This is a genomic window from Candidatus Zixiibacteriota bacterium, from assembly GCA_036480375.1.
Lineage (GTDB): Bacteria > Zixibacteria > MSB-5A5 > GN15 > JAAZOE01 > JAZGGI01.
In genome coordinates this window covers 60140-72715 of the sequence record JAZGGI010000048.1, presented here as the reverse complement: position 1 = coordinate 72715, position 12576 = coordinate 60140, and the positions used below count along the sequence as shown (strand labels likewise).

The 12576-nt window shown below is 42.8% G+C and carries 11 protein-coding genes; 6 read left to right on the top strand and 5 right to left on the bottom strand.

The features are described from left to right. The first annotated feature begins 165 nt into the window (after positions 1-165). From V3V99_14445 to V3V99_14430, 4 genes are all read left to right on the top strand, one after another. A complete protein-coding gene (locus V3V99_14445) occupies positions 166-540 on the top strand; it encodes a hypothetical protein (GenBank protein MEE9443860.1) in 375 nt (124 codons plus the stop codon). After that, positions 541-1650, top strand: coding sequence for a DNA methyltransferase (locus V3V99_14440; GenBank protein MEE9443859.1), 1110 nt, complete (start codon positions 541-543; stop codon positions 1648-1650). A 596-nt stretch (positions 1651-2246) separates the two neighbouring features. Then, positions 2247-2762 (top strand): SgcJ/EcaC family oxidoreductase, encoded by a 516-nt coding sequence (locus tag V3V99_14435; protein MEE9443858.1) that lies wholly within the window; start codon positions 2247-2249, stop codon positions 2760-2762. 572 nt (positions 2763-3334) lie between these two features. Next, positions 3335-5950 carry a dockerin type I repeat-containing protein gene (locus V3V99_14430; protein MEE9443857.1) on the top strand — a complete coding sequence of 872 codons (2616 nt, stop codon included), beginning with the start codon at positions 3335-3337 and terminating at the stop codon, positions 5948-5950. A 595-nt stretch (positions 5951-6545) separates the two neighbouring features. Here the strand turns inward: V3V99_14430 and V3V99_14425 are convergent. The 5 genes from V3V99_14425 to V3V99_14405 form a co-directional block, all read right to left on the bottom strand. Continuing rightward, positions 6546-7250 (bottom strand): ABC transporter ATP-binding protein, encoded by a 705-nt coding sequence (locus V3V99_14425; GenBank protein MEE9443856.1) that lies wholly within the window; start codon positions 7248-7250, stop codon positions 6546-6548. Between the two features lie 21 nt (positions 7251-7271). Further along, on the bottom strand, positions 7272-8531 hold the full coding sequence (locus V3V99_14420; protein ID MEE9443855.1) for an ABC transporter permease: 1260 nt from the start codon (positions 8529-8531) through the stop codon (positions 7272-7274). A gap of 6 nt (positions 8532-8537) precedes the next feature. Beyond that, positions 8538-9785 (bottom strand): ABC transporter permease, encoded by a 1248-nt coding sequence (locus V3V99_14415; GenBank protein MEE9443854.1) that lies wholly within the window; start codon positions 9783-9785, stop codon positions 8538-8540. Positions 9786-9805: 20 nt separating this feature from the next. Next, positions 9806-10897: an efflux RND transporter periplasmic adaptor subunit gene (locus V3V99_14410; GenBank protein MEE9443853.1), complete on the bottom strand. Its 1092-nt coding sequence runs from the start codon at positions 10895-10897 to the stop codon at positions 9806-9808. A gap of 138 nt (positions 10898-11035) precedes the next feature. Then, positions 11036-11602, bottom strand: a complete 567-nt coding sequence (locus V3V99_14405; protein MEE9443852.1) for a manganese efflux pump MntP family protein — start codon at positions 11600-11602, stop codon at positions 11036-11038. Between the two features lie 98 nt (positions 11603-11700). On the opposite strand from V3V99_14405, the gene V3V99_14400 reads away from it, so the two are divergent. Continuing rightward, entirely contained in the window at positions 11701-12123 is a 423-nt protein-coding gene (locus tag V3V99_14400; protein ID MEE9443851.1) for a hypothetical protein, read from the top strand. A gap of 10 nt (positions 12124-12133) precedes the next feature. Beyond that, the gene (locus tag V3V99_14395) at positions 12134-12445 is read left to right on the top strand and encodes a heavy metal-binding domain-containing protein (protein MEE9443850.1); all 312 of its coding nucleotides are present in this window, start codon (positions 12134-12136) and stop codon (positions 12443-12445) included. Positions 12446-12576: the final 131 nt, after the last annotated feature.

Here is a 12576-nt window from a genome sequence, read left to right as displayed (position 1 = left end):
TTGAGTAATTCTTTGATTAGAGCGGGATCAATCGAACTCATGTTGGTCTCCTGTGTAAATGCTTCAGTTTTCAATTTCGAAGCATAATCAATTATTTACATTTACACAAAATTCCTTACAGGCTCTTTTGAAGATATAGATAAACCGAATTCGGATGGCAAAACTTTGTTTGCCAATCAGTCATATATGCTTTTAACTGATGAATACATAAAAACACGGATTATATTTTCTGAATCGGCAAAGAGATATGGGGCAGATACTTATTTTGGCAGGAAATTTTTTTATAAAACTTCAGAAGGCGGTAGAATAGTCGGCTCAATACCTTTTTTGTCTGAAGATCAAGATACTTTAGATTCTGCAGATATTGAAAAATACCCCCAATTTGGCTCTTTATGTACAATGCTTGATAATCTAATATCTTCAAGGTATCAAAATGCATTATCTCCAATTGTATCTGCACATGCTCAAGCAGCTATACCGCTAAATATTGGAACCAAAGTGCTTCAACAACTTGCAAAGGCAATAATGGGGATTGATTAGATGAATCAAACGCAAGGCTATTATTGTCATCCACAAAATAGGTGGAAAGGAATAGGCCCGTATTATGCTATGTTTCCGACCAATTTCGCCGACGAGGTTATCAGGAAGTATACTGATATCGGCGAATATATCATTGATCCATTTGCTGGTCGTGGAACATCTTTATTCAGCGCCGCGGTTAATGATAGAATAAGTATAGGTGTGGAGTTAAATCCTGTCGGTTGGATTTATTCAAAGGCGAAATTAAATCCCGCCAAGAAGGATATGGTGATTAATCGGTTGAAGGTGATTGGCAAATTAGCGAAAGATTGCGATCGCAAAATTAAAGACCTACCGGAGTTTTTTCATATATGTTTTGATAAAGAAATATTGAAGTTTATTTCTTGCGCAAGAGCCAATTTAAATTGGCGACGTTCAAGGGTGGATCAGACAATTGCAGCAATAATATTGGTATATTTACATGGTAAACTCGGTGCATCTCTTTCAAATCAACTCCGCCAAACAAAGTCAATGGCACCGCAATATGCAATTAAATGGTGGAAGGATAATAAACTTAAACCAATAAGTATTGATCCACTTGATTTTTTAATTGAAAGAATCAATTGGCGTTATGATAAAGGTATACCGGAGCTAACAAGAAGTTATTCATACTTGGGTGATAGCCGGATTGTGCTGAATAGACTTTTAAAAGATAATTTTGGGAAAAACATTTCCGGTAAAATAAAACTGTTATTAACCTCGCCCCCATATTGCGGTGTAACAAATTACCATTATGACCAATGGCTGAGATTATGGTTATTAGGATTCCCTTATGTGGAAGAATCAAGTTTTGCAGCCAGTAAAAATAGATACTCTAATAGAAAATTTTATCGAAAATTATTATTACGGGTATTCGAGCTGTCTTCTAAATGGCTTTCAAGAGACGCTATAATTTATGTGCGAACAGATGCAAGAGAGTTTACCTTTAAGACTACAAAAGAAATATTGAGGAAGACGTTTCCCCAAAAAAGCTTGTTGACCATTAGACGGCCAATAAATAAACCCTCGCAGACAGCCTTGTTTGGTGACTTTGAGCAAAAAAAAGGCGAAATTGATATTATATTAAGGTGAGGAGAATTCGCATATCATGGCACAAACATCGCAACAGCTTACGGCCTTTTATGAGCATAAAAGGTGGGTTCACCTCCAGACTTTTTTGTGCCAGATTTGTGCCAAATTAAGATCAAAACAGATAAAAACAAACACAAACAAACAAGACCAAATAAAAACTGGAATTCTATGAGAATCAATGAGTTGTGCCGTAACTTAATGTGCCTCTGAAGGTTACGATAATGGTGCATTTCGATTCCCCCTCCATCTTTATGTGCAGCAAGGACTTAGGCGGAACTCAACCTATCGTATCCCCCTATAACATGGAATAACATAATACCTTGCGGTCATATCACTCTCGGCAAACATTACAAACACTAACTAAATGGACTTGCCATTTGAAAAAGCGTCTCCTATTAATACTCAACTCGTCCAAATTCGTTTGGAGATGTACAGTTGATGCACACTGTAGTCAGTCAAAGCCTACCGTGCAGAAAGGCATTCGAATCGTGCGGTGGTTTTAACTTGAAATTATCAAAACCGTCTTTTATTTTTAGACTGGATTTGTTCAAAAGGATTTGACGACGTACACTTTGACTATTTAAAGGAGGAAGAAGATGAGAAAATCAGTGTTGCAAGCTTCCATTATTCTCATGGTTCTCCCGCTTTTCGTTATTTTAGGCTGCGAGAAACAGAACGAAGTAGGAGACGTCGAAGCCGATATCTCTGCAATTAACAACAATATTGACCAGTACGCTTCCAGTATGAATGCGGGAGATTTGAATCTTTGGATTTCTTTGTGGGCTGATGACGCGATACAGATGGCACCAGACGCCCCTGCGGTCATCGGAAAAGAGCAGATACGGGCAAAATATGAAAGCATATTCCCTCAATTCATCTTTAAGATGACCATCACTAACGAAGAAGTTAGGATAGGTGGCGACTTGGCATTTTCCCGTGGTAATTACACAGTCTCTATGACTCCCAAGGCGGGAGGTGAGACAATTAAGATTGATGGTAAATATCTGTCAATTGAGGAAAGACAAGCCGATGGTTCTTGGAAGATAATTCGCTCTTGCTTCAACGACAACGCACCACCAAAAGAAGTAGAGCTGGAAGGGACTGCAGGGTGACCCTGTGACCTTTCCCCAATAGTTGCACACATTTTAAGTTAGTCCTACCATGGCAAAAGTCAACTTTGTTAGAGGTTTATAGGCTGTTCTGCCCCACGATGGCAGTCATATCGAAACGATGAAGATGTTACTTTTGAAATAGACCTAAAAAACGGTCACAATATGGTCACAATACGGTGTAAGTCCTTGTGCCACAACGCAAGTATGGGATTCGACTCTCCCCACCTCTATTATCATGTATGAATGAACCCATCAGCTTACTTTAACGAAAATCAGGGTTGTGTGAGTTAACCTCTACCCTGCTCCTGAATGCCTGGTTTTTTTACATGAAAAGGTTACATTGATTGGGACAACGGACTTCCACAGAGGTTCGATTCCCCGTACCGCTGCCAGATTTATAAGTGCCTGTCAAAATGTTTTTGTCAGGCACTATTTTTTTTAATCCTCCCGTTTTTCAAGATTCATTCAAAATAATTATTGAATTTTAGGAATATTGTACTATCTTAATAGCAGAATGGTATTTTCTATCTGTATTCCGATAATTTTAGTAGACTAAAAGATTGGGGTACTTCATGAATAAATATATGAAAAGTCTTATCTGGGGAATTTTACTATTATTCTTTTCTCAAATTTCTGTGGCTCTTCCACCGGGTGAATTGAGTAAAATAAATGATCCATGGGCAACGATGATTGTCGATAACTCATCGTATATTCACGCCAACTATATATTTATGTTAGTTACGAATCATGGGAGTTTTGGGCGTGATATTGACGGCGTTTTTTTTAGGCATGGTAATGGTACTTACTATCCGTATCTATCAATAGATGATATTGCAAACGCTCTATGGCCCAAAAGTCCGCTTTATGCCGCGGGCTTATGGATTGGAGGAAAGGTTGACGGAGAAATAAGAATTGCGGCCACCGAATATGCCTCTGAATTCGTTCCCGGGCCGATGGTGGGCGGTACATTTCAACCGGACCGGCCGGAATTTAAAGTATATAAACTCCACCGTGACAGCCTTGGCGGTAATCCCAATGATGATTATACAAACTGGCCGACCGATCAGGGCGCTCAGGTAAATTCAGCCAATCAGCCTATTATCCTGGGCGATCAATTTTTATGGACAGTATTTAACGATGCTGATCCCGCCCAGCATGTCAATGTAGATCCAGGCGGAACGCTCCCTCTGGGGATAGAAATACAACAGCAAATCTGGGGCACATACCAGGAAGGAAGTGATATTAGTATTTACAACTCGGACATTTCTATCACTCAATTGGGGAATTCACAAATACAAGTTAATGCTGAGATTGTTGAACCGAATAATATAACCGGCAACTCTTATCAAGTTATCATAGAAGGTCATCCTCAATTTATAAATGTCTGGCATCTGATTAATATCACTACCGGAGATACTCTTCTCTTAGATCAAACCGATTTTTCGGGCAGTGCCAGCCAAACTGTCGAAGGATTAGTTGTAAAGGTTAAAGGATTGATACCGGGATTTGCCGAATTTTCCGTTGTCGCTAATGCTAACGGCCCGATAGATCCACCGGAAGCGGGTGCCGCAGAATGGGCGGGATTTCCGGTACCTCTGGATTTGTTTGGAGATCCATTGCAACCAACCGATAATCAACAAGTTGGCGAAGGCAAATGGCTTTTCCATATGGCTGACAATGGAGGATCATCTGGTGGTGGTACTTTTGGTAATTTTGATGCTTTTGTCAGTAATTCTGTTAATTTTGAGTTAATTAGCATTTATGATTATGAGATGCGTTTTACCGGAGATAATTCCAATCCCGGGATCGGGGGTTCCTGGGCTATCGAACTACAATATCAATTCGAAAACGATGTTTTTTGGGTTCCCTTCGAGTTATGGCGTACCGGAATCAATACTCCGGACGATACCAGCGATGATGTTAGACTAATTCCTCTTATATTAGATGCAGCGAATGCTTATACCGGCGATTTCATTTATGCCCTGGAAAGTTTTGGAGTAAAAGGTTCGACTTGCAGTGGAAAATGTGAACATTCTGTTGCGAGCGGTGACGATGATCCTTATACCGACCTGGTTTACTGGTGCGAGCCAAAAAATTTAAGTCCCGGTGAAGCCGGTTATCTTGCTCATGAAATTCTCCTTTTGGATACCGTTCCCGGTAATGACTATGTTGAAGTAGGTCGCGAAGTATTTTCCAGAACGGTTCTGGTTAACTGGGATGGAGGAGAAATACCACCCTTTACCCAGGATGTTCCGGAGCAGGGAACGATCTTCCGCATAACAACCGAGAAATACGATCCGCCGGTTGATTCATTTGAATTTGTCGCCCAGCCATCTCTTGATGAAACCACCGGATTTGAATCCGCGGCTATTTATATTCAGTACAAAATCTACAACAAGAGTCAAAATACAATTGAGGATTGCTTTTTCACTTTGTGGGTAGATCCGGATTTAGGTGGCGCCGGTGATGATTTTATCGGCTGTGATACAATGGCCAATATATTTTTCTGCTACAATGCTGATAATGACGATAGTCGATACGGGTCTTCCTCTCCGGCCATCGGATTTAAATTACTGACTGGGCCGCTCGTTGCTTCCCCCGGAAATCAGGCTGTTTTTAATGGAAATTTAGTAAATGGTTTTAAAAACCTGAACCTATATTCCTTTCTTAATTTGGCTGCAACTTATGACCCCGATCATCCGCATGAAACTTATAATAGTATGCTGGGTTTATGGCCTATTGGCAATCCCTATACATACAATGGAGCAGTCTTAAGATATATGCAATCCGGCGATCCGGTTAGCGGTACCGGAGACTTGGATCGTAGCCCCGCGGATCGACGCATGATGGGAACCACCGGACCGGTCACGATGCAGCCCGGCGACAGCCAGTATGTTCTTATCAAAATAGCGGTTGGACAGGGAACGGATCGATTGAATTCTATAACTGTAATGAAAGAGATTCTCAATTCCAGAATGCAGGCAATTATTACCGGGGATGCCAACAGTGATTCAAAACTAAACGTCGCGGATGCTGTATTTTTAATCAATTATATATTTAGGGGGGGGTCTGCTCCCGGGAATATGACCAATAATGATGTCAATTGCGACGGCACAATAAATGTCGCAGATGCTGTATTTTTAATTAATCACATCTTCAGGGGCGGATCGGCTCCCGATTGTCCCTAACTACCGGGAATAATATTTTACATACCAACAGGCAAAACATAAGTAATAGATAATTTCCGCTTTCCAACCAAAGGAAGCTAACATATTACGATTTCCAGAAAATAAAAAAGGTCTCAAATTCGAGGCCTTTTTGATTGTCTACAATTTCTTATTTCTTTATACAGAGTCCCGGACCTGACTTAAAAACATACCTGATCAAATAAACCGCATCATCGGCAATTCTGGAATACGATTCCACCGGATGTAAAGAAGAAAGTGGTAGAAACAGCACTTGAGCACCTGGACAAATCGCCTCGTCAATTGGCTTGGTATCTCACTGATACACAAGGATATTATATCTCCGAATCGAGTGTTTATCGCATCCTGAAGGCCAATGATCTGATTACAAGTCCGAACGATGAAACAGAGGAAAAGAGAATACAAAAAAACCATTGCCATGAGACAAACAATGTCTCAAATTTTAACTACTCGTGTCCGAATTGTCTGATGACGTACAATCACAAAATATGAATTTTTGCCAGAAATGACAATAATAAAACTGCCCGTCGGGGAGGCTGGCGGGCGGGGCAGTGAAATTATTTGGGACAGGATTGTCTTAAGCAACCCTGGTCGAGGCAATTCCATTGCCGTTTAATTTATCGTTATCCACAAGGCCGTCTTTCAGATTTATCACGCGCTGGGTTCGGTTGGCGATACTCGTGTCGTGGGTAATTATAATAATCGTGTGGCCTTTTTTCCAGAGGTCTTCGAAAATATTTACGATTTCCCGGCCTGATTTACTATCGAGGTTTCCGGTCGGCTCGTCGGCCAAAATCAACTTGGCGTTGTTCCCCAACGCTCTGGCAATAGCCACTCGCTGCATCTCGCCGCCAGACATTTCGGTCGGCTTGTTGGCCATCTTATCGGCCAGGCCGACCTGGGTCAAAACATGTGTGACCCGCTGTTTTCGTTCTTTGCCGTTTAACCCGGCATAAAGCAGAGGCAGTTCGACGTTTTCATATGCGCTCGCATAAGCCAACAGGTTAAACGCCTGAAAAACAAATCCGACTTTGCGGTTGCGAATTTCAGCCAGTTGATTGGATGACATGGCAGGAACGAGTTCCCCATCAAAATAATATTCGCCCTCGGTTGGAGTATCGAGACAACCCATCAAATTCATCAGGGTTGATTTCCCCGAACCGGACGGACCGACGATAGCGATAAATTCGTTTTCCTTGATTTCCAGGTCTAATCCGCGCAACGCCTCAAAGTGAATTTTGCCGGTTTGATACGCTTTTTTTATGCCATTCATTTTTAACATAACAATCACCTGCCTGAATATTTATTCATATCGTAGCGCTTCGGTCGGATTCACCGACGCCGCTTTGATAGCCGGAAACAATCCGGCAATAAAACCGAGTAATCCCAGAATAAGGGTTACGGTTATTCCAATTTCCAAAGAGACGGTTGGTCGTCCCATAAAATCCAATACTTCCGATTCGATCGGAGCCATTTTGAAAAGTTCGGTAAGGACATAAGCTGTGAGCATTCCGAAACCTCCGCCAACAAATGTAATTCCCAGAGCTTCTATCATAAACTGAGTCAGGATGTAGATTTTTTTGGCTCCCATGGCCATTTTGACGCCGATTTCGCGCGTTCGCTCTTTGATAGATACATACATTATGTTGGCAACGCCGACGGAAGCTATCAAAAGAGTCAGAGCTCCGATAAAACCAAGGAAAATCTGAATGCCCATAAAGATAGCCATAGTAATTTCGCGTTCCTCAACTAAATCCCAGGTTGACAGCGCGGCGTCATCGGCCGGATCGAATTTATATTTGGCGCCCATGACTTCGAATAGTTTTTTTTCAATTTGTTTGAATGATAGTCCGTCTTTGGGCTTAAAGATTATGTTATCCAGCCATGGATCACCAAGGATAGTATGGAAAGTGGTCGCCGGAATAGCGATGACATCTTCATCCTGGCCCGTATACGAGCTCATTTGAATTTTCGGTTTCATCACCCCGATAACGGTATAAGGAGTGGTGTAAATATATATTGTCTCGCCGACGACATCTTCCACGGGGATTTCCGGGCCGAATAATCGATCTTTGAGATCATTGCCCAAAAAGGCGACTCGTCGGCGGTATTTCATATCCAGATCATTAATCATGCGCCCGCCCATTTCGGGAATGAAGTTGCGAACATGCTGATAGACCGGATAAAGACCGTTAATTCGTTCATTGAGGATTTTATCTTTATATTTTATGAGTGCACCCCAGCGTATATATTCGGCGGCAACCATATCAAGTTCCGGCATACGTCTGGTAAGGTAATCCACATCTTCTGGCAACAAAGAAATGCGGCGGCCTTTGCCGTATCCCTGATAAGGAATCGAAGTTTGCCCGCCCCAGAGGATGACAATTCCTTCTCCCAATCCGCTGAGGTTTTTGGAAAACTGTGTTCGCATGCCTTCGCCGTAGGCTAAAAGCAACATAATCGCCATGGTACCCCAGAGGATAGCAACCAACGTCAAAAGCATCCGCTTTCGCTGTTTTTTGAAATCCCGAATAAAAACATTTAGTAAAATTGATAGTTTCATAAGTCTCTAAAATAGTTTCAGGGCTTTCACCGGTTCCAGATTAGCCGCCCGGCGGGCCGGGAAAAATCCGGCCAAAAAGGCGATTAATCCAAGAATGCTTACGGCGGCGATATTTTCGGCAGTATGCATCGTTGGTACGCCGAGGTTTTTTATGACTTCCGAATTTTGATCTAAAAACGAAAAAGCTGTGACGATGCCGTATGCAATTCCAAATCCAATGGCTCCACCCAAACCGGTCAGGAGAATTGTCTCGAAAATAAACTGTGACATAATCGTCCGCTTTTTTGCTCCCAGAGCCATCTTTATGCCAATCTCTTTGGTACGTTCTTCAAGAACGACATTCATGATGTTGGTTACGCCGATACCACCGGTTATCAAAGTCAGGCATCCGGTACCGACTAAAAAAAGGCGAAAAGCGAGAAAGAACGTATTCAAAAATTTGAATCCTTCGGTTACGTCCCAAACTGAAAGAGCTTCGGTGTCGTCCGGGTTGAAATTATATTTGGCCGCCAAATAGCGATAGACGCCGCTTACAGCGCCCTCGATTGATTTGTCATCAATAGCCTCAAGAACCATGTTATTTGGATAACGGCGAGAGAACATAGTGTGGAAAGTCGTCGAGGGAATATAGGCCATGCGCTTGTCTCGTCCGCCGTAGCTGCTGTTTTGTTCTTTGGTTTGCATGACGCCGATGATAACGAACGGAGTGCCTCGAATCTGCATCGTCTGTCCGATAGGATCTTCGCCAGGATACAATTTTTCGGCCAGTTCATCTCCGATAAAAACCACGCGACGTTTTTCGCTTACGTCCCGATCATTTATGAAGCGACCTCCGGCTTGAGGGAAGATATTCCGCATTTCATGGAATTCCGGCCAGACGCCAATAACCTGGGCCCGCATATTATTGCGATGCGATTTTAGCATCACGTTATGGGCCGGAAATTCGGGAGAAATAAGTTTTACAAGCGGATTGGATTCTTTGATACGGGCGACATCTTCTGAGGTGAACGGAATTCTTCTGCCCCGGGGCAAGCCTTTCCAGGGTTCGGATGTGATACCGGGCCAGATTATAGCGATATTTTCACCCAAACCCCGCGCCTTTCGCATATGATATTCGGACATTCCGGTGCCGAAGGCCATAAGGAGAATGATTGATACCGTTCCCCACAGAATGCCAAACATGGTCATAAGCGTACGCAGTTTTTGATTACGCAAATCCTGAAGAAATTGCTTGATAGATAACAGCGGTAACATCTGCGTTCACTCCCGTAAAGTTATTCGATCTCTTTAGGCGGTCGTTCAACGACCAATTGTTCTTCGGATAATCCATCAACAACTTCAATATTGATTCCATCGGAGAGTCCTACCTCCAGAACGATTTTAAGGGGCATGCCGAGACTATCCTGAATTTCAACATAAGCGGTATCGTTTGCAAAATTAATTAACCTTTCCGGGATGAGCAGGATATCTTCTTTTTTGGTGATGATAATATCGGCATTGGCCGAATACCCGGCGCGTAGTTCCGTGTTTTCGACTTCCATTAATACAATTTCAATGGCAAAAACCGTCGATCCCTGATCCTGATGCGCCTTGGGAGATACTTTGGTCAGCGTACCCAATACTTTAGCTTCCGGGAGGGCTCCGATTTTTATTTCGACCGGCATTCCTTCATACAATTTACCGACGTCAATTTCATCAACCCGGCCTTTGAACATCAAATCGGTCATATCGGCCATGAGCATCAATTCGGTTCCGGCCTGGAAACTGGTCAACGGCACTATCGGATCGCCGACATTGACGTTTCGGGTCAGGACCGTACCATCAATTGATGATTTAATCACGTTTTCAATGACGCGTCCAGCAATCTTTGTCTGACCGCTTTCAATCAGGGCCAGTTTTTCTTGCGCCAGGTTCAACCGCAACTCCATCTCATCGAATTTTGACTTGGCCGTTTCATACTCCTGTTTGGCGATTAGATTTTTATCCGTCAGAGCCTTGACGCGGTCGAGCTCGCGCTTCGAATTTTCGTAAGTAACTTCGCTGATTTCAACCTGGCGTTTAGTTTCGGCATATTCGAGCGGTGTCGGGTCGGGGGCGATATCAAGAAGAGGATCGCCTATTTTCACGACATCGCCGATATCCACATGCAGCTTCTTGACGATTCCGGAAATGTTGGATTTGACGGCGATTTCTTCGCGGGGCACAATCGTTCCTACCGCCAGGGCTTTATCGATGATATCACCTTTGGTGCACGCCACGGTATTAAAATTATTTTCTTTGGAAGCGTTTCCATTCCTGACTAAAAAGAACAATGATACTCCCAGAATAGTAACACTGACAGCGATAATTATAATTTTTTTGAACATTATTCACTCCATCCGCTTTGCTAATGCGCCTTTGTCTACCTGAGTTATACTTACGGTATTTTAAGGCTCTTTGTTTCGAGCAAGGCTATTTAATAGGACAAGTCACTGACGCCATTGTTTCGCGATATAGATATTATTTTAGCTAAACATATGCTCGATAAGAATTTTAAGACCGATGCCAATGAGAATCAAGCCCCCCAACCAGGCTATTTTTTGTCTCCATTTGAGACCGATTTTATTGCCCAGCGATAAACCGGCCAGGGTAAAGAGCAACGCCACAACACCAATAATCATAGATGGGTAAATAATGGTAGTTCCAAGAAGCGCCAGAGATAGACCCATGGCCAGGGCGTCAATCGAAGTCGCTATCGAAAGAACGACCAGCGATACGCCTTTGGTTGGATCGGGCCGGGCGTATTCTTCTGATTTGCCGCCCTCGCGAATTAATTTAACACCGATATATGTCAGTAAGATCATGGCAATCCAATGGTCAAACGCTTTTATGTATGAACTGATTGTCGATCCGGCCAGCCAGCCTAAAATCGGCATGAAAAACTGAAACAGTCCAAAATGAAATCCAAGCCGAAAATATTGTCGGGGATGAATATTGCCCCTGACTGAAAGGTGCAGACCGATGGCCATGGCAACGGTAAAGGCATCCATTGCCAGGGCTATAGCTATCATTAATATTTCCAAAAAAGTCATTATGTCATCCGTTTATTAACTTTTGGACTCTAAACAATTTTCCCCGTATTTCAAAGTAAATTTTTGGAATTTGCGCCTAAGATTAGTATTTTCAATCCATGCCGGTCAAACGAATCATACTGGCGGGTGCGGCTGCCGGAGTTTTGTGCCATATCTTTCAGGGAACTGCGGCATTTCTGATATTTGACAGATTTTATCTGGCCAATCCCGATATTGTCCGCGACTCTACCCATCTCGTCGGATTTTACTATTTAGTATTAAATTTGATCGTGGGTGTGGCAATCGCCTACCTGTCAGCTCTGTTGCTGAAATTTCTCGATGAGCCGGATTGGCGAGTAGGAATAAAATCAGGACTTATAATTTGGGTCGCTTCATCGCCGGTGTGGATTATTAAAAGACAAATTGTCCTCAATCTATCCAACTGGCTGCTTTTTGAAATCGTAATAGATTTTTTAATTTACGGTATTATCGGCGCGGTCGCGGGATTCCTTCTGGGCCGCGGAATTATCGATAAAGATTAGGAGAATAAAAATGATTATCACTACAACCCCAACAATTCAGGGCAAGGAAATCCGGGAATACCTGGGCGTTGTCACCGGGGAAGCTATTATGGGCGCCAACGTTTTCAAAGACTTATTCGCCTCGATTACCGATATCGTCGGCGGACGGTCGGGAACTTATGAAAAGGAATTGCAAAGAGCCCGCAAAATCGCTATTGACGAGATGATAGTCGAGGCGCGAGGTATAGGCGGCGACGCCATAGTCGGTATCGATCTCGATTATGAAGTCATCCGTGAAGGGATGCTGATGGTGGCGGTATCCGGTACGGCCGTAAAAATGTAACATGTTTTGGCGTGAAGAAAACTGGCATAAATGTGTAATTATTTTGCAGACTCAGGCAGTTTTTACTGTTTTACGGGTAGTAACTTGTTATTTGCCTTGAGGTAAAAAATATTCAATTCTTTTGTCTTCTG